Here is an 18,474-nt window from a genome sequence, read left to right on the forward strand (position 1 = left end):
CGGATCCACAAGTAGCCTGCCTATGTCACTGCGCGTGTACCTTCGCACAGCCCTCCTCGGGCTGTGTCTGTCTCTCTCTTTTGCAGCCACTGCAGCAGAAGCCCCGACCACCGCCAGCATCCAGAACAGCCTCGACAAGATCGCCGAGCGCAAGCTGCCCGAGGCCGAGCAGAAAGCCCTGCAGCAGGTGCTGGAGCAATCCCTCAGCCTGCTCGCCAGCAAGGAAGACAACGAGAAGAAGCTCGCCGCGCTGAAGCAGCAGCTGACCGGCGCGCCGAAAGAAACCAGCGACAGCCAGCGCGAACTGGCCAAGCTCAAGGAAAGCAAGCCTCAGCCGGTGGCCCAGCGGTACGCCACCCTGTCGGTGCCGCAACTGGAGCAGATGCTCAGCGAGCGCAGCACCCTGCAGGGTGAGCTGCAGAAAGCGTTGTCCGAAGCCAACAGCCTGATCATCAACTCGCAAACCCGCCCGGAACGCGCCCAGGCCGAAATCAGCAACAGCCAGGCGCGTACCCAGCAGATCAACAACATTCTCAAGACTGGCAAGGACGCCGGCAAACCGATCAACGCCGACCAGCGCAACCAGTTGAATGCCGAACTGGCCTCGCTGAACGCGCTGACCCTGCTGCGCCGCCAGGAGTTGGCCGGCAACAGCCTGCTGCAAGACCTGGGCAACGCCCGCCACGACCTGCTGATCGAGCGCGCCGCGCGCCTGGAGCAGGAAATCCAGGACCTGCAGACCCTGATCAACGACAAGCGCCTGGCCCAGTCCCAGGAAGCGGTCACCCAGCAGTCGATCGAAGCCCAGAAAGCCGGCGGCAGCAGCCTGCTGGCCACCGAAAGCGCGGTCAACCTCAAGCTCTCCGACTACCTGCTGAAAAGCACCGACCGCCTCAACGAACTGACCCAGCAGAACCTGCGCACCAAGCAGCAGCTGGACAGCCTGACCCAGGCCGACCAGGCGCTTGACGAGCAGATCAACGTACTCAAGGGCAGCCTGCTGCTGTCGAAAATCCTCTACAAGCAGAAGCAGACCCTGCCGCACCTGAAGGTCGATCGCGACCTGGCCGACCAGATCGCCGACACCCGCCTGTACCAGTTCGAAGTCAACCAGCAACGCGAGCAGATGAGCAGCCCGGTCACCTACGTCGACAAACTGCTGGCTGCCCAGCCACAGGAAGAGGTGACGCCACAGCTGCGCAAGGCCTTGCTGGAAGTGGCGATTACCCGCAGCGACCTGCTCGAGCGGTTGAACCGCGAGCTGTCGGCGCTGCTCAACGAATCGATCACCCTGCAGCTCAACCAGAAGCAGCTGCTGGACACCGCCCAGAGCCTGCGCACCACCCTCGACGAGCAGATGTTCTGGATCCCCAGCAACAAGCCGCTGGACTGGGACTGGCTGCGCTATGTGCCGGAGCGCCTGGCCGACCAGGTGGCCAACCTGCCGTGGGGCTCGGGCCTGAAGGAGCTGGGCGACGGCCTGAGCCAGCGCCCGTTGCTGTTCCTGCCGCTGCTGCTGGTGATCGGCGGCCTGCTGTGGCGGCGCAAATACCTGTACCAACGGCTGGGCAAGGTGCACCAGGACATCGGCCACTTCCGCCGTGACAGCCAGTGGCACACGCCCCAGGCAATTCTCATCAACATCCTGCTGGCGATGCCGGTCAGCCTGGGCCTGGCCCTGTGCAGCTACGCCCTGCAGATCGATGCCCGCGGTCAGAATGCCAACCTCGGTGCCGCCCTCTGGCAACTGGCCCAGGCCTGGCTGGTGTTCTACACCGCCTACCGCATCCTCGCCCCGGGCGGCGTGGCGGAAATCCACTTCCGCTGGCACAAGCCGCAGGTCGAGTTCCTGCGCGGCTGGGTGCGCCGCCTGGGCACCGTGGTACTGGCACTGGTCGGGGTGGTGGCCGTGGCCGAACATCAGCCCTCGGCGCTGGCCGATGATGTGCTGGGCATTGGCGTAGTACTGGCCTGCTACGCCCTGATGGCCTGGCTACTCAGCCGCCTGCTGCTCAGCAGCCCGGCACACCGCGACACCTCGCTGTTCCGCAAGGCCGTGGGCGTAGCCTTCACCGCCCTGCCCATCGCCCTGTTCGTGGCCGTGTGCTTCGGCTACTACTACACCGCGCTGAAACTTACCGACCGTCTGATCTATACCTTGTACCTGCTGCTGTTCTGGCTGGTGATCGAAGCTGCCTTCGTGCGTGGCCTGTCGGTGGCGGCACGGCGCCTGGCCTACCAGCGCGCACTGAGCAAGCGGGCGGCGGCCAAGGAAGGGCTGGATGGCGAAGTCATCACCGAAGAACCCACGCTGGACATCGAACAGGTCAACCAGCAGTCGCTGCGCCTTATCCGCCTGGCGTTGCTTGGCGGCTTCATCGCTGGCCTGTACTGGGTGTGGTCGGACCTGATCTCGGTGTTCGCCTACCTCAACAACTTCGTCCTCTACGAATACACCAGCGGCACCGGCGCCGCCGCCAGCATGGTGCCGATCAGCCTCGGCGACCTGCTGGGCGCACTGGTGATAGTCGGCATCACCTTTGCCCTGGCCGGCAACTTGCCGGGCCTGCTGGAAGTGCTGGTGCTGTCCCGCCTGAACCTCGCCCAGGGCAGTGCCTACGCCACCACCACGCTGTTGTCGTACACCATTGTCGGTATCGGCATCGTCAGCACCCTGTCGACCCTGGGGGTCAGCTGGGACAAGCTGCAATGGCTGGTGGCCGCGCTGTCGGTGGGCCTGGGCTTTGGCATGCAGGAGATCTTCGCCAACTTCATCTCCGGCATCATGATCCTGTTCGAGCGCCCGGTACGGATCGGCGACACCATCACCATCGGCAACCTGTCGGGCACGGTGAGCAAGATCCGCATCCGCGCCACCACCATCACCGACTTCGACCGCAAGGACATCATCGTCCCCAACAAGACCTTCATCACCGGCCAGCTGATCAACTGGTCGCTGACCGACACGGTCACCCGGGTAACGCTGAAGCTGGGCATCGACTATGGCTCGGACCTGGACCTGGTGCGCGATCTGCTGCTCAAGGGCGCCCAGGAGAACCCACGCGTGCTCAAGGACCCGGAGCCGATCGTGTACTTCCTCAACTTCGGCGAGAGCTCGCTGGACCACGAGCTGCGCATGCACGTACGCGACCTGGGCGATCGCAACCCGACGCTGGACGAGATCAACCGCTACATCAACCGCGAGTTCAAGGCGCACAACATCAAGATCTCGGTGCGCCAGGTCGAGGTGTTCCTGATGGACTCTAAGGGCGGCAAGCAGCAGCTGATTCCGATGGAGCAGCCGAAACCGGATGGCACTGCTTCGGCCTGAGTGGGCTCTAATACTTTATTCTGTGCAGAATCCCTGCGAGGGCTTCGCCCTCGTTCGCGGGCGCGCCAGCTCCCACAAGGGCCGCGCCGCTCTCAGGCACTGCGCAATACCTGTGGGAGCGGGCTTGCCCGCGAAGGGCCGCAAAGCGGCCCCAGTCCATCAATTTCTGGAGCCGGCCCCGTGAAAGCCCTCGACCAACTCACCTTCGACAACCGCTTCGCCCGCCTGGGCGACGCGTTCTCCACCCAGGTCCTGCCCGAACCCATCGCAGACCCACGCCTGGTGGTAGCGAGCGAGTCGGCCATGGCGCTGCTCGACCTCGACCCGGCCCAGGCAGAACTGCCGGTTTTTGCCGAACTGTTCAGCGGCCACAAGCTATGGGAAGAGGCCGACCCGCGGGCGATGGTCTATTCCGGCCATCAGTTCGGCTCCTACAACCCGCGCCTGGGTGATGGCCGCGGTCTGCTGCTGGCCGAAGTGCTGAATGACCAAGGCGAGCACTGGGACCTGCACCTCAAGGGCGCCGGACAGACGCCCTACTCGCGCATGGGCGACGGCCGCGCCGTGCTGCGCTCCTCGATCCGCGAGTTCCTCGCCTCCGAGGCCCTGCACGCCCTGGGCATTCCCAGCAGCCGGGCACTGTGCGTGATCGGCTCGAGCACCCCGGTTTGGCGCGAAACCCGCGAGAGCGCGGCCATGCTCACCCGCCTGGCGCAGAGCCATGTGCGTTTCGGGCATTTCGAATACTTCTACTACACCAGGCAGCCAGAACAGCAGCGCGTGCTGATCGACCACATACTGGAACAGCACTACCCCGAATGCCGCGATGCCGAGCAGCCCTATCTGGCCATGTTCCGCACCATCGTCGAGCGCAATGCCGAGCTGATCGCCCGCTGGCAGGCCTATGGTTTCTGCCACGGGGTGATGAACACCGACAACATGTCGATCCTCGGTATCACCTTCGACTTCGGCCCATACGCCTTCCTCGACGACTTCGACGCCAACTTCATCTGCAACCACTCCGACGACCGTGGCCGCTACAGCTACGCCAACCAGGTACCGATCGCCCACTGGAACCTCAGTGCACTGGCCCAGGCACTGACCACGGTGATCGAAGTAGAACCGCTCAAGGAAGCGCTGGGCCTGTTCCTGCCGCTGTACCAGGCGCACTACCTGGACCTGATGCGCCGGCGCCTGGGCCTGACCACCGCGGAAGAGGACGACATGGCGTTGGTAGAGCGCCTGTTGCAGTGCATGCAGAGCGGTGGTGTGGACTACAACCTGTTTTTCCGCAAGCTGGGCGATCAGCCCTTAGCCGAGGCGCTGAAGGTGGTACGCGACGACTTCATCGACCTGGCCGGTTTCGACGCTTGGGGGGCGGACTACCTGGCCCGCTGCGAACGTGAAACGGGCAATGCCGAGGGTCGGCGGGAACGGATGCACGCGGTGAACCCGCTGTATGTACTGCGCAATTATCTCGCACAGAAAGCCATCGAAGCGGCCGAAGCGGGGGACTACAGTGAAGTGCGACGGCTGCATGAGGTGCTGAGCAAACCCTTTGAAGAGCAAGCCGGAATGCAGGCCTACGCCGAGCGGCCACCGGAATGGGGCAAGCATCTGGAAATCAGCTGCTCTTCCTGATTAACACCGAACCCTGTGGGAGCGGGTTTACCCGCGAACACCGGCGCAGCCGGTGCCAGCCACCGCGTCCTATTCTTCGCGGGTGAACCCGCTCCCACAAGGAATCGTGCAAGCCATACTGGAGATGAAATGTCCGACCCACTGGTAATCCCCTGCCCCCACTGCAACGGCCTCAACCGCCTGCCCGCCGAGCGCCTGGGCGACGCGCCGAAATGCGGCCGCTGCAAACAGGATGTGCTGCTGAGCACCCCCTTCGAACTTACCGAAGCCAGCTATGCCAGCCAGATCAAAGGCGACATGCCGCTGCTGGTCGATATCTGGGCCGACTGGTGCGGCCCGTGCAAGTCCTTCGCCCCCACCTTCGAACAGGCCGCCCGCCAGCTGTCCGGCCGCTGCCGCCTGGCCAAGCTCGACAGCGAAGCCAACCGCAACCTGGCCGGGCAACTGGGCATTCGCTCGATCCCCAGCCTGCTGCTGTTCAGGAATGGCCGTGAAGTCAGCCGCCAGGCTGGGGCGTTTCCACTCCAGTCGTTGCTGGATTGGTTGCGTAGCCAGGGGGTCTAAGCGTTCTCTTCGAGCAGCGAATGCAACTCGACAAACTGCTGGGTCAGCTTGTGCTTGGGCTCCAGGTGAATCAGCGGCAGGCTGGCATGGTGCGACTCACGCATTTTCACCGAGCTACCCAGGTACACCGGTAGCACCGGCAGGCCTTCTTCCAGCAGTTCGTCAAGCATCTGCTGCGGCAGGCTGGCGCGGGACTGGAACTGATTGACCACGATGCCTTCGACCATCAGGTCTTCGTTGTGGTCTTCCTTGAGCTCTTCGATCTCAGCCAGCAGGCCGTACAGGGCCTGGCGCGAGAAGCTGTCGCAGTCGAAAGGAATCAACACGCGATCGGCGGCGATCAGCGCGGAAACCGCATAGAAGTTCAGTGCCGGCGGGGTATCGATATAGATCCGCTCGTAGTCCTCGTCCAGTTCGTCGAGGAGCTTACGCAGCTTGTTGATCTTGTGCTTGGCCTCCAGTTTGGGCTGCAGGTCGGCCAGTTCAGCCGTGGCGGTGACCACGTGCAAGTTGTCGAACGGGGTTTCATAGATATCGACCTTGTTCTTCTTGCTGAACGGCCCGCTGGACAGGCTCTGCTTGAAGAAATCGGCAATTCCCATGGGGATCTCCTCGCCGGTGAGGCCGGTGAGGTACTGGGTCGAGTTGGCCTGGGCATCCAGGTCGATCAGCAGTGTCCGGTAGCCTTCATTGGCACTGACCGCCGCCAGGTTGCAGGCAATGCTCGACTTGCCCACGCCACCTTTCTGATTGAACACCACGCGCCGCATGATTGACCTCCGTGTATCAACGAATGCCCGAGTATGTGGCGCCGCTGCGGCAATGGCCAGTGCCATTTGACCGGGAGCGACAGTCTTGTGCTGCCGGCGATGTGGCCAGATCAGGGCAACTACACTACCCCGCCAGCCACCTGCCCCGTAAGCAACTCCGCAAATGCCTTGGCCATCACCGAATTGCCCCGCTCGCGCTGCACCAGCCATACCGCCGACATCGCCCCTTCATCCAGCAGCGTGCGATAAACCACCCCCTCGATGCGCATGCGCTGAAACGACGCCGGCAGCACCGATACCCCAAGCCCTGCAGATACCAGCCCGATGATGGTCATCGCCTCCCCCGCCTCCTGGGCAAAATGCGGGCTGAAACCCGCCTGGCGCGCCAGGCTCAGCAACTGCGCGTGCAACCCGCTGCCATAGCTGCGCGGGAAGAACACGAACGGCTCATGGGCCAGCGCGGCCATGTACACGCCATGCTCCGTGCCTTCGGCCAATGGATGCGAGGCATTGATCACTGCCACCAGCGGCTCGCGAAACAGCTCGGTGGCCACCAGCCCTTCCGGCAGCGGCATCGGCCGCATCAGCCCGACCTCGATGGACTCGTCGAACACCCCTTCTGCCACGTCGCGACTGCTCATTTCCTTGAGGTTCAGGTGCACCGCCGGGAAGCGCTGGCGAAACGCGTGGATGGCCTTGGGGATCTTCGAGGTGAACGGTGCCGAGGAGGTAAAGCCGATCTTCATCTCCCCCAGCTCCCCCAACTGCGCACGCCGGGCGACATCGGCGGCCTTTTCCACCTGCGCCAGCACCAGGCGGGCTTCCTCGAGGAACAACCGCCCCGCCTCGCTCAGCTCGACCCGACGGTTGGTACGCTCGAACAGCCGGGCCCCCAGCTCCTGCTCCAGCGCCTGGATCTGCTGACTCAAGGGTGGCTGCGAAATGCCCAGCTGCTGGGCGGCGCGGCCAAAATGCAGCTCTTCGGCCACGGCGATGAAGTAACGCAAATGGCGCAGTTCCATGATCAGCTCCGAACAGGTCGTAAAACATCTCAAATAGGTCGAACAATATATTGGATCTAATCATTAGCCAGCTATATGCTTTTTTCATTGCGCCAGAGGTACCCGCCCGTGAAAACTGCTGTAGCTCCCCTTTCCAACGAGCCCGAAACTGCCCCGCTGAACGAAATGTGGATCGAAAAAGGCACCCCCGCCTTCATGAAGACCGTGCTGGCGCTATTCAGCGGCGGCTTCGCCACCTTCGCCCTGCTGTACTGCGTGCAGCCGATGATGCCGTTGCTGTCGAAGGAGTTTGCCATCAATGCGGCGCAGAGCAGCCTTGTTTTGTCGGTGTCCACAGCCATGCTGGCGTTCGGCCTGCTGATCACCGGCCCTATCTCCGACCGCATCGGGCGCAAGCCGGTGATGGTGTTTGCCTTGGTCTGCGCGGCCCTTTCCACCCTGGCCAGCGCGGTGATGCCGAGCTGGGAGCTGGTACTGGCTACCCGCGCCCTGGTCGGCTTGTCGCTGAGCGGCCTTGCGGCTGTGGCGATGACCTACCTGAGCGAAGAAATCCACCCGCAGCACATCGGCCTGGCCATGGGCCTGTATATCGGCGGCAACGCCATTGGCGGCATGAGCGGGCGCCTGATCACCGGCGTGCTGATCGACTTCGTCAGCTGGCACACGGCGATGCTGACCATCGGCGGCCTGGCCCTGGTGGCGGCGCTGGTGTTCTGGAAGGTGCTGCCCGAATCGCGCAATTTCCGCCCGCAGGCGATGAACCCACGCAGCCTGCTGGATGGCTTCGTCATGCACTTCAGGGATGCCGGCCTGCCCTGGCTGTTCCTCGAAGCCTTCCTGCTGATGGGCGCCTTCGTCACCCTGTTCAACTACATCGGCTACCGCCTGCTGGCCGAGCCTTATCACATGAACCAGGCGCTGGTCGGCTTGCTGTCAGTGGTGTACCTGTCTGGCATCTACAGCTCGGCGCAGGTCGGCGCACTGGCTGACAAACTGGGCCGGCGCAAGGTGTTCTGGGCCAGTATCGTGGTAATGGCGGGCGGCTTGCTGATGACACTGGCCAGCCCGCTGGTGATGGTTATCGTAGGCATGCTGGTGTTCACCTTCGGCTTCTTCGGTGCGCACTCGGTGGCCAGCAGCTGGATTGGCCGGCGGGCGCTGAAGGCCAAGGGGCAGGCGTCGTCGCTGTACCTGTTCAGTTATTACGCAGGGTCGAGCGTGGCCGGGACGGCGGGCGGGGTGTTCTGGCACCAGTGGGGCTGGAATGGCATTGGGCTGTTCATCGGCAGCCTGCTGGCGGTGGCTCTGCTGGTGGCGTTGCACCTGAGCAAGCTGCCACCAAAAACTGCTTGAGGCCCATTCGCGGGTAAACCCGCTCCCACAGGGACCTCGCTACATATGAGAGCAGCGCTGTACCTGTGGGAGCGGGTTCACCCGCGAAGAGGGCCAGTGGCTCAGTTGATGATCTCAACCATATCCACATCAACCTCCCGGCTCATCAGGTGTTTCTCTACCTCACCGGTCAGCTTGACCTTGGTCTTGTCGTTGAACGGCGTCGGCGGCAGGTCTTCGTCGTCGATTTCAACGGTGATGGTGCCGGTACTGTCCTTGAACTCGTACTTGTCGTCGTTGTTGATCTTCTTGGTCACGAAGCCTTGCAGCACCACTGGGGTGTCGTCGGCAGCATCGTTGGCCGCAGCTACGGTGGTGACCGACTGGGCGCCGGGGCCGGTGTAGCCGGCAGCCAGGGCGGCAGTGCTGAACAGAGGGGCGAGGATCAAGGCGAGGTAACGGATTTTCATGGGACAGGTCCTGATTCGATTTCGATGGAAACAGCCTACCGCTGCTGGCTGAAGCCAACCTTAATCAGCACTGGCCTCATCCAGCGCCAACCCCAACTGCGCCTGCAGCCGCTCCCCGACAACTTGCAACTGCAAACTGCGGACCTGCGCGCCGTCAAGCTCCAGCGCATGCAGCCACCCCAGCAGTGGCGCAGGCTCGCCCTCGAGGCTTACGTCCACCTGACCGGCCCGTGCCTGCAACCCGGTAATTTGCAAACCGGCGGCCAGTGCGCGCTCGTTCAGAACAGCGGGTGTCAGCACCGTCACCGCTTCCCCGGCCAAGGCCGGGCCTGTCGAAACCCGTTGCAGATGCCCGCTGAGCTTCAGCTCATGCGCATGGGCGAGCTCGGCCTGTTGCGAGCGCTGCTTGCCGGGTACCCAGGCAAACTGCCAGAGCAGGACCATGGCCAAACTCCAGAGTGCGGCCAGGATCACGGCCCTTCGATCACCGGGTATCGATTGCCATTGGCCTATCAAGGCCTGCTCAATCCACCGCATCAGCGAATCTCCCTGAAAGTCAGGGTCGCGCGCACAACCTGCTCGACCTGCCGGGCTTGATCCATCAGCACGGCAGGGGCCCGCTGGCGCAAGCGCTCAAGGTCATCGAAACCTTGCGCAACCACTTCCATGCGCCACCCTTCACTGGGACTGGACACAGCCCGTTCAACCGTGATGTTCCCGGTTTCCACCAATTGCTCCGTGAAAGAAACCAGCCCCTCGACGGTAGTCTTCTCCCGGGGACGGAATTCTAGTGCCCTGATCTGTGTGGCCAGGTCACCTGCGACAGACTGCCCGGGCGCCCAACGCAGAAACGTCTGAAGATTCTCGGCATGTAGCTGTGCTGTACGTTCCGACAGCCATTCAGCACGCAGATGTTCCGCCAGGCACACCATTGCGAAGGCCAGCAGCGCTCCGCCCGCCAGGGAGGGCCAGGGCACGATCGGGCTGCGTCGCCGAAATGGCCCCTGACGCAGGTCCAAGGCCTTGGCCCGACCTTGGATGAAGGTGTGAAAGGCGCTATCGACGGTTTGGTTGTGGAGCGCCTGCCCTGCATCAGCAGGTTCGGCCGGCCGCTCCATCAGCGGCAGTTGCCGCACCAGGACCTCGGCTGCCTGGGGGCCGGCGACCAGCCAAGGCCCACCATGCCCACCCAACAACCAGCGACCCTCGAGCCACAGTGCACGGGGCTGCTCGGCGCCCAGCAGGTCGGCATCGACATGGATCCCGAGCGGGTCGATTCCCTGGCTTTTCAACAAGGCCATCAGGCTGGCCAGAACCTGACGCTCTATCACCAGAGCCCGGCGATGCCCCTGCGCATCCGGCGGGCCGAACACCAGATGCAGCGTTTCCAGCGGCGCTGCCAAATGGTCTTCGGCAGCGTAGACCAATGTTTCAGGCTTGGGCCGCTTGCCCGGCACAGGACCGATCTCGCAACTGCCCAGCATCTCCATAGGTACCACCACGATAGCAGGACCGGTGAGCGTCAAAGCCAGCTCCTCCAGTCGTGCCTTGTGCAGGCTGCCATCCGCCGCACGCAGCCACACCGGCCACCGCGCATCGGCCGCCGCAACCCCTTCCGGCAACAGGTACAGCCAATTCTCACTCATCTGCTCTTTGCTCCCGCATCGCAGAAAACACACGCCGCACCACACGAACCTGATGCGTGTCCAAATCGATCTCCAGGTCGCTGTACAGGTACATGCGCTTACCTGCCATCTCTGCCTGCACCTCCAGGCGAAACCAGCGGCTGGTCACGGCCAGCCCGCGCCTGTCCAGACCCACGCCCTCCAGTTGGGGCAGAGCCAAAAAACGTTCTACCGTGGGGTAACCCGCTTCGGGGCGCTCGCTTACCAGTTGGCTTGCCACCGTAAGCGACACCTCGGCGGACGCCGCAAGCAGTAGCGCCGGGACCGTGTTGATGTTGAGCCGCGCCTCCTTGGGCAACACCACTACCCAAGGCTGCAAACGCGCCATTACCTCAGCAGAAACACCCGGCAACGTACGCAACTGGGTTGGGTCGAGCATCGGCTGGCCAGCGAGCCCTTCCAAAGCGGGTGGTTCCACCTGCAACGAATGGCATAGGCGCTCCCAGCGCTTGAGCAGCAGCGGGTCGGGTGCCTTGCCTGCCATCAGGGCGCCGAGGTTCAAGCGGCCCGAGAGGTCCTCCAGCTGCAGGCTCAGTTGCCCCTGACCAAGGCTGAGCGCTCGGGGCTGGGCCCAGGATTGTCGAACATGAGTGACCTGCAGTACTTCGCCTACCTCACGGCGCAAGCTCGCCAGGGCATGCTGCTCGCCGGCCTGAGCCAAACGCAGCAAGCGCGACGCTTCGATCTGCTGGCTGACACCACCAATCAGCAGTTGATGGCTGCGCAACATACCGGCTGACAGCAACGTGAGCAGCGCCATGACAAGCAGCACGGTGATTAGCGCCAGCCCCTTTTGACGTTGCCCCCTCATGGGCTGGTGCCTCCCAGCGGCAGTACCCGCCGGATCTGTTGAAAACGCCTGGTCGACAGTGTCACCTCCAGCGCCTGCGGTGGCACCGGCCGGCGCTGGGCCATTGGCCAGCGCGCCTGCCAGCCGCTACCGGGCACGTGCAGACGCCAATGCAGCTCGCCTACACCTTCGAGCAAACGCTGCGGGCGTGGCTGACCTTGCCCCAGCGTGCGTCGCTGGCGCCACAGCACGCCGTCTTCGAGCCAGTACTCGACAACCCTCAGCTCGCTGCGCTTGAGCGCTTGGCTGCCTTGTTCGCTGGCCAACCAATGGGCCCGAGTGCCGTTCAGCAGAATGCCGTAACCGCCCTTGCCCAGGCTCGCGGGCGCATACCCCAGCATGGCGTCGCGCTGGATCAAGCTCATGGCCCTGCCCAGCGCACGCAGCTCATCGGCCTGTGCGTGGCGTGCGTACTCGGCACGCATGAACACATCGAGCACACGCGCACTTCCGATTGCCAGGACGGCAAAGATAGCGAGCGCCAACAGCAACTCGATCAAGGTGAAGCCCCCCTGGCGGGTCATCCTGCCCGGGCTAGCGCGGCGCATCCGCCATCCCCAGCCACCCCGTGGCCTGATGCAACACCTGGCGATCCGCAGCAAGGCCCACACGTACCTGCACTTCCAGCAAGCCACCCACGCCCAGACGGCGGCTTTCGTGCAGAGTCCAGCGGTGTTGACCGAACATGACCTCCAGGCTCCGCTGGCCGGGAGCCGGCGCAGCTTGCAGGCCCAGCTCCGTCAGGTGGTTGTCGGCCACCCAGCTAGCCAATAGGCGCTCTCGAACCCCCTGCGATTGCGCCAGTACATGCTGGCTGGCCGTGGTCACCGCCACGGCCAGCACCGCGAAAATCGCCAGCGCCACCAACACCTCCAACAGGGTGAAGCCGCGTTCAGTGCACGAACTGGGGGTCATTGAGGCCATCACTCGACACGGAAACAAGGCGCACATTGTCGACCTCGAAATGCAGGGTAAACGGCGTGTGCTCGTCATTACCGTACATCAGCAGTTGCGGCGCCCCGCCAGCCAGGGCATGCGGCACAGGCAACCCATCGATCTCCAAGCGCAGGTCCAGGCCAATATCGCGATGCCTGCCGACTGCCTCCCAGCCATCCTCAGAGGCTTTGAGCAGTTGGTAGCCCTGGGCATCGATGCGAATTCCTTGCGTCAGCCCTTCCAGCACCGCCTGCTGCCGCGCGTACTGCACCAACTGGAGGAAGAGGTTGGCCTCCTGGCTGGCCACACGCTGCGGATCTCGTGCGAACGTAAACCCGGCCATGCCCATTACAATGCCCAGCAACAGCATCACCAGAAGCAGCTCCAGCAGGGTGAAGCCTCGAGTGCGGCGCGGTTTCATTCAGACCAGTTACCGATATCAGCATCCATTTCCTCACCGCCCGGCTGGCCGTCGCCGCCCAGGGAGTAGAGGTCATAGCCCTGGGTCGAACGGGTTCCTGGGCTTGCGTACTGGTAATGCGAGCCCCAGGGGTCGGTTGGTGTGCTCTTCAGATAGCCTTGGGCACTCCATTGACGTGGCAGTGGCGCCACCGTGGGGCGTTTCACCAAGGCGTCCAGCCCTTGCGCGGTTGTCGGGTAGCGGCCGTTGTCCAGACGGTAGATTTCCAGTGCGGTGGAAATTGACTGGATATCGGTGCGAGCTGCGGTCAGCTTGGCATGGTCGGGACGGCTCATGACGTTGGGCAGCACCAGCGCGCCAAGAACCCCCAGGATAATGACCACCACCATGATTTCGATGAGAGTGAAGCCGCGTTCGGCGCGGCGTGATGAACGCATGGACATGTCAGTTGACCAGTTGGTTGAGGTTGAGGATCGGCAGCAGGATGGCGAGCACGATGAACAGCACGATGCCCCCCATCACCAGCAGCATCAGGGGCTCACAGAGGCTCACCAGCAAGGAAATACGCCCTGCCAGTTGTTTGGCCTGAAGGTCTGCGGCACGTTCGAGCATGGTGTCCAGCTCACCGGCGCGTTCGCCGCTGGCGATCATGTGCAGCATCAGCGGTGGCAAGGCTTCGCTGCGTGCCAGGCAGTTGGCCAGCGTGGTGCCCTCGCCCAGCTCACGGGCGGCCCGCAGCAGGCGCTCGCGTAGAATCAGGTTGCCGATCACGCCCGCGCTGATGTTCATCGCTTCGACCAATACCACGCCGCTGCGCCCCAGGATCGCAAGGGTGCTGATGAAACGGGCCGCTTCACTGGCCCGGACGAACTCGCCATATCCGGGCAGGCGCAGTGAAAAGCCATGCCATTGCCTGCGCCGTGCCGGTTGGCGAAGGGCACAGGCAACCAGTGCGATGGCCATGGCCAATAGCGCCAGCGCTGCCAAGCCGTAATGGTTCGTGGCATCGCTCAAGGTGATCAGCACTCGCGTTGCCAGCGGCAGTTGTGCATGGTCATGCGAAAAGGCCTGCACCACGTCTGGCACCACATAGCCCAGCAGAAAACCCACCACCAGCAACGAGACAACCAGCAGGATCACCGGGTAAACCATCGCCAGCTGTACCTTCTGCCGCAGGGCCTGATGGTTCTCGCCATGCTCGGCCAAACGCTCGAGCACACCTGCCAGGTGGCCGGAACGTTCGGCAGCGGCCACGGTGGCCCGATAAACCATGGGAAATGCCTGTGGGTAATGCGCCAGGGCCTGCGCCAGCGCATGGCCTTCGGCAACCCGCTCAGCCACGCCGCGCAATACCTGACGTACGTGGCGCGGCGTACTCTGCTCGGCAACTGCCTGCAACGCCTCGGTCAACGGCACCCCGGCATGCAGCAGAGTCGCCAGCTGGCGCGTCAGCAGCGAGCGCCGGGCCAGACTCAGGGTATTGCGTGCCAGCAACCGGGCCAAAGGGGATGCCCCCAAGGGGCTCATGCTCAGCACCAGCAACCCTTGCTCGCGCAATGTTTGCCGGGCCTGGCGCGCACCCGACGCTTCCACGGTGCCTCGCTGGCGCACACCCTTTGCATCCTGGGCCTGATAGCGGAACAGCGCCATGTCAGTCCTGCCCCGTCACGCGCAGCAGTTCTGCCACGCTTGTCTGCCCCTGGCAGACACGCTGGACGCCATGCTGGAACAGGCTTGGTGTATCCACGCGGATCAATTCGAGCATGTCGTCCTGAGACGCCCGGGCATGAATCGCCTGGGCCAGCGCGGGCTTCACCACCAGCATCTCGTGCAACGCCAGGCGCCCGCTGTAACCCAGCTGGCATTCGCTACAGCCCTGCGCCTTGTAGAGCCGCGGTGGCAATTCGGCCGGGTGGCCCAGGACGCTCGCCGTGGCCTCGTCCACTTCATGTTCGACCCGGCAATGGGGGCAAAGCCGTCGCACCAGGCGCTGGGCCATGATCCCGGCCAGCGAAGATGCGAGCAGGCAAGTATCGATGCCCATGTCGGCAAGGCGTGTGATTGCGCCCAGAGCGCTGTTGGTATGCAAGGTGGACAGCACCAGGTGGCCCGTCAGCGAGGCCTGCACCGCAATCTCGGCGGTCTCCCGGTCGCGGATCTCGCCCACCATGACCACGTCGGGGTCCTGTCGCAAGATGGCACGCAGCCCCCGGGCGAAGGTCATGTCGACCTTGGTGTTGACCTGGGTCTGGCCGATGCCGGGAAGGTAGTACTCGACCGGGTCTTCGACGGTGAGGATATTGCGCGATACCTGGTTGAGGTACGAAAGCGCGGTGTACAGCGTTGTGGTCTTGCCGGAACCGGTGGGCCCGGTGACCAGGAAAATGCCATGTGGTTTCGCCAGCATGCGCATGAAGCCAGCACGCACAGAGCCGGGCATCTGCATATGGTCGATGTCCAGACGCATTGCCTGTTTGTCCAGCAAACGCAGTACCACCCGCTCGCCATGGGCGGCGGGCAAGGTCGACACCCGCACATCCACTTCGTGGCCGGCCAGGCGCAGGCTGATCCGGCCATCCTGAGGCACGCGCTTCTCGGCGATGTCCAGGCGCGCCATGACCTTGATGCGCGAAACCAGCAGTGCAGATAGCTCCCGTGGTGGCGCCAGCACTTCGCGCATGACGCCGTCGATACGCATGCGTACGCGCAGCTGATGCTCGAAGGTTTCCAGGTGGACGTCCGAGGCCCGGGCCCTCACCGCCTCGCTGAACAAGGCATTGAGCAGGCGGATGATCGGCGCATCGTCCTGTTGCTCCAACAGGTCGCTGGTTTGCGGCAAGGCTTCAGCCAGCTGCGCCAGGTCGATTTCCCGGTCCAGGCCCTGAACAACGGCCTGCGCCGCATCCTGGCCGGGGCCGTAGCAACTGGCCAGGCGCTCGGCGAAGTCGGCATCGCAGACACGCCGCAGGTGCCAGTTGCTGCCCACTACACGGCAGGCCTCGGCAAGGGCTGCCAGCGAAGTGCCTTCTCGCATCAGCAAGGCAGGCTCAGCCGCCTGGCGGTCGAGCAGGATGCCGTGACGTCGGGCAAAGCTGAACGGCAGGTCGCTGTTCATGAGCGTGGCCCTGACGCGCCGGGCAGAGCCTGCGACTCGAACATCTGCCGGGGATCTTCCGGCAGGGTCGAATCATCCGCAGCGCGTACCCCTTCGTAGGCGCGTCGTCCCGTCTCGACCAGCTCGGCCTGGCTGCGCAGAATGGTCGGGCGCAGGAAGACCATCAGGTTGGTCTTTTCCTGAGTATCGCTGCGCCACCGGAACAGACCGCCCACCCATGGGATTCGGCTGAGCAGCGGAACACCGCGCTCTACCTTGCGCACGCTGTCCTTGATCAGGCCGCCGATCACGATAATCTCGCCATCGGCGGCCAAGATGGTGCTTTTGAGCGTGCGCTTGTTGGTGATCAGGTCGTTCTCGGCCGTGCTGGGTGCAATTTCCGAGCTCTCCTGCTCGACCTCGAGGCGCAGGCTGCGCCCTTCATTGATGTGCGGGCGCACCTTCAGGCTGATACCGATGTCCTTACGCTCGACTGTGGTAAAGGGGTTCTCCGAACCACTACCGGGGGTAACGTAGGAGCCGGTCTTGAACGGCACGTTCTGGCCTACCAGGATCTGCGCCTCCTGGTTGTCCAAGGTCAGCAGGCTCGGCGTCGACAACAGGTTGCTGCGGCTATTGCTGGCCAAGGCCGAAACCAGCGCGGCAAAACGGTCCGAGCCAATGGCCAGGGCGACGCCCCCCGGCAGCTTGGTTTCCTTGCCCAGCAGGTCGGCCAGGGCAGCACCACTTTCGCTGAAGGTAACGCCGCCTTTGAGGCCACCTTTGTCGATGCCCCATTGCAGGCCCAACGCTTCATCGATGCTGCCACTGACTTCGACGATTGCCGCATGGATCAGCACTTGCGCCCGGGGCTGGTCCAGTTGTTGGATGATCTGCTCCACGCGGCTCAGCGTCTGCGGCTCGCCCATTATCACCAGAGCGTTCTGGCTGGCATCGGCCTTGACCATGGCCTCGCCGGGGAGGTCCGCGCCCAGAGCCTTGGTGCCCGGCGTACCATCGAGCCGCTTGCCCACCTCACCCAATACTTCGGCAAGCTGCTCGGCACTGCTGTGTTGCAGGCGTACCACCCGCCAGTTCTGCGAAGTGGCCGTAACCGGTACATCCAGCGAGCGGGTCAGTTGCGCAAGACGTTGCCTGGACTTGATCGGGCCCAGGATCAGAAGACGGTTACCGTTCATGTCAGCCAGTACCCGAACGCCGCTGTCCGGGCCACCGGCGGCGGCTTCGACCACCGGGAACACAACCTCGGCCTGGGCTTTGCGCAAGGTCACCAGTTCATGATCATGCCGCTGGCCACTGTCGAGCTGCAGGACCAGGTTTTCCAGGCGGTCCAGGTTGGCTGCGGAGTCGGTGATCACCAGGGCGTTGGCGGAGCTGGACGGTCCAATGTAGCCATTGCTGGAAACCAACGGCCGCAGCAAGCCGGCCAGATCGGCAGCGACACTACCCGACAGGTTGAAAACCCGTGTGGTGACCGCTGCCGGTATGGCCTCCACCTGCTGGTTTGCCCAGGCCTTGGCTTCGCTTGCAGGCAGCACCAGCAAGCGTTCGCCGTCGTTCACGGCGGCAAAGCCCTGGGCATTGAGCACCGAGTAGAACAGCCGCCGTATCCCTTCGCGATCGAGCGCCTCGTTCGAAAGGACGGTGATGCGCCCCTGCACGCGCGGGTCGAGAATGATCGGCTGGTCAAGGATCGCCCCCACCTCACGCACCACGTCGCGCACGTCGGCATCGCTCATCGCCAGTTGCCAGGTGGGTGCCTCAGCAAGCGCCAGAGCGCAGGCAAGGGTTAGAGAGGCGCCGAACGAGGCGGCGCGCAGATATCGCATCAAAGTCATTGCACCTCCCGCAACAGGCGGGCTGAGGGGTCTGAAACAGGGCGCGGGCGGGTTGCCGCACCCGTGGGCAGAAATACAGGGGGCGTATCGCTGGACAACGACACGACTTCCTCGCGGCCGTCGATCCACAGCACGATGGAACGCACATTTATTTGGCGCAGCACGCCATGGCCAGGTAACCGGTCTCCGACGCGATAGATAGCCTCGCCGCTATCGCTTCTCACTAACGCTCGGGCATCGCCCTGGCTGGAAACGAAGCTGGCCTTGAGGGCGATATCCGCCCGGCTCGACTGCCGTTGACCCGGCGCCTGAAAGCCGAACGCCAGGGCCAAGGTAGCCGCCGACAATGGTTTTTCCGGCAAAGCCGCTGTCGTCACCGGCGGGTCCTGGACGACCGGGGGCGCAACTGCGGGATAAACGCTTTCACGCCATGCCAGGCAGGCAAGCGTTACCAGCGCGAACGTCAGCCAAATCAGATACGACGAGCGCTTCATCGTAA

19 protein-coding genes are annotated in these 18,474 nt (G+C 63.7%); 5 read left to right on the forward strand and 14 right to left on the reverse strand.

Annotated elements, in window-relative coordinates:
- The first annotated feature begins 22 nt into the window (after window positions 1-22).
- From mscK to trxC, 3 genes are all read left to right on the forward strand, one after another.
- Window positions 23-3,331 carry a mechanosensitive channel MscK gene (mscK, locus tag RIN61_RS10070; RefSeq protein ID WP_313856995.1) on the forward strand — a complete coding sequence of 1,103 codons (3,309 nt, stop codon included), beginning with the start codon at window positions 23-25 and terminating at the stop codon, window positions 3,329-3,331.
- A gap of 180 nt (window positions 3,332-3,511) precedes the next feature.
- The gene (gene selO / locus RIN61_RS10075; protein WP_112249620.1) at window positions 3,512-4,972 is read left to right on the forward strand and encodes a protein adenylyltransferase SelO; all 1,461 of its coding nucleotides are present in this window, start codon (window positions 3,512-3,514) and stop codon (window positions 4,970-4,972) included.
- 129 nt (window positions 4,973-5,101) lie between these two features.
- Complete coding sequence (gene trxC / locus RIN61_RS10080) at window positions 5,102-5,536, forward strand: thioredoxin TrxC (RefSeq protein WP_112249622.1); 435 nt, start codon at window positions 5,102-5,104, stop codon at window positions 5,534-5,536.
- Here trxC and RIN61_RS10085 read toward each other — a convergent pair.
- The gene (locus tag RIN61_RS10085; RefSeq protein ID WP_112249624.1) at window positions 5,533-6,306 is read right to left on the reverse strand and encodes a ParA family protein; all 774 of its coding nucleotides are present in this window, start codon (window positions 6,304-6,306) and stop codon (window positions 5,533-5,535) included. The genes trxC and RIN61_RS10085 overlap by 4 nt on opposite strands.
- Window positions 6,307-6,425: 119 nt before the next feature.
- The gene (locus tag RIN61_RS10090) at window positions 6,426-7,328 is read right to left on the reverse strand and encodes a LysR family transcriptional regulator (RefSeq protein WP_112249626.1); all 903 of its coding nucleotides are present in this window, start codon (window positions 7,326-7,328) and stop codon (window positions 6,426-6,428) included.
- A gap of 75 nt (window positions 7,329-7,403) precedes the next feature.
- On the opposite strand from RIN61_RS10090, the gene RIN61_RS10095 reads away from it, so the two are divergent.
- The gene (locus RIN61_RS10095) at window positions 7,404-8,681 is read left to right on the forward strand and encodes an MFS transporter (RefSeq protein ID WP_390899133.1); all 1,278 of its coding nucleotides are present in this window, start codon (window positions 7,404-7,406) and stop codon (window positions 8,679-8,681) included.
- A 101-nt stretch (window positions 8,682-8,782) separates the two neighbouring features.
- Here the strand turns inward: RIN61_RS10095 and RIN61_RS10100 are convergent, their stop codons facing one another.
- The 4 genes from RIN61_RS10100 to RIN61_RS10115 form a co-directional block, all read right to left on the reverse strand.
- Window positions 8,783-9,130: a YgiW/YdeI family stress tolerance OB fold protein gene (locus RIN61_RS10100; protein ID WP_207878230.1), complete on the reverse strand. Its 348-nt coding sequence runs from the start codon at window positions 9,128-9,130 to the stop codon at window positions 8,783-8,785.
- A 60-nt stretch (window positions 9,131-9,190) separates the two neighbouring features.
- Entirely contained in the window at window positions 9,191-9,574 is a 384-nt protein-coding gene (locus RIN61_RS10105; RefSeq protein WP_220087572.1) for a hypothetical protein, read from the reverse strand.
- A gap of 92 nt (window positions 9,575-9,666) precedes the next feature.
- Window positions 9,667-10,776, reverse strand: coding sequence for a type II secretion system protein GspL (gene gspL, locus RIN61_RS10110; protein WP_112249632.1), 1,110 nt, complete (start codon window positions 10,774-10,776; stop codon window positions 9,667-9,669).
- The gene (locus RIN61_RS10115) at window positions 10,769-11,317 is read right to left on the reverse strand and encodes a type II secretion system minor pseudopilin (protein ID WP_207878233.1); all 549 of its coding nucleotides are present in this window, start codon (window positions 11,315-11,317) and stop codon (window positions 10,769-10,771) included. The genes gspL and RIN61_RS10115 overlap by 8 nt, the downstream gene beginning before the upstream one ends.
- An 84-nt stretch (window positions 11,318-11,401) precedes the next feature.
- On the opposite strand from RIN61_RS10115, the gene RIN61_RS10120 reads away from it, so the two are divergent.
- The gene (locus RIN61_RS10120; protein ID WP_181457293.1) at window positions 11,402-11,554 is read left to right on the forward strand and encodes a hypothetical protein; all 153 of its coding nucleotides are present in this window, start codon (window positions 11,402-11,404) and stop codon (window positions 11,552-11,554) included.
- 68 nt (window positions 11,555-11,622) lie between these two features.
- Here the strand turns inward: RIN61_RS10120 and RIN61_RS10125 are convergent, their stop codons facing one another.
- From RIN61_RS10125 to RIN61_RS10160, 8 genes are read right to left on the reverse strand one after another with little or no spacing between them, the layout of a single operon-like run.
- Window positions 11,623-12,213 (reverse strand): type II secretion system protein GspJ, encoded by a 591-nt coding sequence (locus tag RIN61_RS10125; protein ID WP_112249636.1) that lies wholly within the window; start codon window positions 12,211-12,213, stop codon window positions 11,623-11,625.
- Complete coding sequence (gene gspI, locus RIN61_RS10130; RefSeq protein WP_112249638.1) at window positions 12,200-12,580, reverse strand: type II secretion system minor pseudopilin GspI; 381 nt, start codon at window positions 12,578-12,580, stop codon at window positions 12,200-12,202. The genes RIN61_RS10125 and gspI overlap by 14 nt, the downstream gene beginning before the upstream one ends.
- Window positions 12,558-13,022, reverse strand: a complete 465-nt coding sequence (gspH, locus tag RIN61_RS10135; RefSeq protein WP_112249641.1) for a type II secretion system minor pseudopilin GspH — start codon at window positions 13,020-13,022, stop codon at window positions 12,558-12,560. Before gspH ends, gspI begins: the two co-directional genes overlap by 23 nt.
- On the reverse strand, window positions 13,019-13,465 hold the full coding sequence (gene gspG / locus RIN61_RS10140; protein WP_075046635.1) for a type II secretion system major pseudopilin GspG: 447 nt from the start codon (window positions 13,463-13,465) through the stop codon (window positions 13,019-13,021). The genes gspH and gspG overlap by 4 nt, the downstream gene beginning before the upstream one ends.
- Before the next feature lies 1 nt (window position 13,466).
- On the reverse strand, window positions 13,467-14,672 hold the full coding sequence (gene gspF, locus RIN61_RS10145; protein WP_112249643.1) for a type II secretion system inner membrane protein GspF: 1,206 nt from the start codon (window positions 14,670-14,672) through the stop codon (window positions 13,467-13,469).
- Window position 14,673: 1 nt separating this feature from the next.
- Window positions 14,674-16,137 carry a type II secretion system ATPase GspE gene (gene gspE / locus RIN61_RS10150; RefSeq protein ID WP_313857005.1) on the reverse strand — a complete coding sequence of 488 codons (1,464 nt, stop codon included), beginning with the start codon at window positions 16,135-16,137 and terminating at the stop codon, window positions 14,674-14,676.
- A complete protein-coding gene (gene gspD / locus RIN61_RS10155; protein WP_112249647.1) occupies window positions 16,134-17,975 on the reverse strand; it encodes a type II secretion system secretin GspD in 1,842 nt (613 codons plus the stop codon). Before gspD ends, gspE begins: the two co-directional genes overlap by 4 nt.
- On the reverse strand, window positions 17,972-18,469 hold the full coding sequence (locus RIN61_RS10160) for a type II secretion system protein N (protein WP_112249649.1): 498 nt from the start codon (window positions 18,467-18,469) through the stop codon (window positions 17,972-17,974). Before RIN61_RS10160 ends, gspD begins: the two co-directional genes overlap by 4 nt.
- Window positions 18,470-18,474 lie beyond the last annotated feature (5 nt).

The sequence above is a fragment of the Pseudomonas inefficax genome, assembly GCF_032164165.1.
GTDB lineage: Bacteria > Pseudomonadota > Gammaproteobacteria > Pseudomonadales > Pseudomonadaceae > Aquipseudomonas > Aquipseudomonas inefficax.

What these genes read in the sequence shown, in the direction of transcription:
- mscK (WP_313856995.1), top strand. Translation starts at nt 23, where the DNA reads ATGTCACTGCGCGTGTACCTTCGCACAGCCCTCCTCGGGCTGTGTCTG.
- trxC (WP_112249622.1), top strand. Translation starts at nt 5,102, where the DNA reads ATGTCCGACCCACTGGTAATCCCCTGCCCCCACTGCAACGGCCTCAAC.
- RIN61_RS10085 (WP_112249624.1), bottom strand. Translation starts at nt 6,306, where the DNA reads ATGCGGCGCGTGGTGTTCAATCAGAAAGGTGGCGTGGGCAAGTCGAGC.
- RIN61_RS10090 (WP_112249626.1), bottom strand. Translation starts at nt 7,328, where the DNA reads ATGGAACTGCGCCATTTGCGTTACTTCATCGCCGTGGCCGAAGAGCTG.
- RIN61_RS10095 (WP_390899133.1), top strand. Translation starts at nt 7,404, where the DNA reads ATGCTTTTTTCATTGCGCCAGAGGTACCCGCCCGTGAAAACTGCTGTA.
- RIN61_RS10100 (WP_207878230.1), bottom strand. Translation starts at nt 9,130, where the DNA reads ATGAAAATCCGTTACCTCGCCTTGATCCTCGCCCCTCTGTTCAGCACT.
- RIN61_RS10105 (WP_220087572.1), bottom strand. Translation starts at nt 9,574, where the DNA reads ATGGTCCTGCTCTGGCAGTTTGCCTGGGTACCCGGCAAGCAGCGCTCG.
- gspL (WP_112249632.1), bottom strand. Translation starts at nt 10,776, where the DNA reads ATGAGTGAGAATTGGCTGTACCTGTTGCCGGAAGGGGTTGCGGCGGCC.
- RIN61_RS10120 (WP_181457293.1), top strand. Translation starts at nt 11,402, where the DNA reads ATGAGTGACCTGCAGTACTTCGCCTACCTCACGGCGCAAGCTCGCCAG.
- RIN61_RS10125 (WP_112249636.1), bottom strand. Translation starts at nt 12,213, where the DNA reads ATGCGCCGCGCTAGCCCGGGCAGGATGACCCGCCAGGGGGGCTTCACC.
- gspI (WP_112249638.1), bottom strand. Translation starts at nt 12,580, where the DNA reads ATGACCCCCAGTTCGTGCACTGAACGCGGCTTCACCCTGTTGGAGGTG.
- gspH (WP_112249641.1), bottom strand. Translation starts at nt 13,022, where the DNA reads ATGAAACCGCGCCGCACTCGAGGCTTCACCCTGCTGGAGCTGCTTCTG.
- gspG (WP_075046635.1), bottom strand. Translation starts at nt 13,465, where the DNA reads ATGTCCATGCGTTCATCACGCCGCGCCGAACGCGGCTTCACTCTCATC.
- gspF (WP_112249643.1), bottom strand. Translation starts at nt 14,672, where the DNA reads ATGGCGCTGTTCCGCTATCAGGCCCAGGATGCAAAGGGTGTGCGCCAG.
- gspE (WP_313857005.1), bottom strand. Translation starts at nt 16,137, where the DNA reads ATGAACAGCGACCTGCCGTTCAGCTTTGCCCGACGTCACGGCATCCTG.
- gspD (WP_112249647.1), bottom strand. Translation starts at nt 17,975, where the DNA reads ATGACTTTGATGCGATATCTGCGCGCCGCCTCGTTCGGCGCCTCTCTA.
- RIN61_RS10160 (WP_112249649.1), bottom strand. Translation starts at nt 18,469, where the DNA reads ATGAAGCGCTCGTCGTATCTGATTTGGCTGACGTTCGCGCTGGTAACG.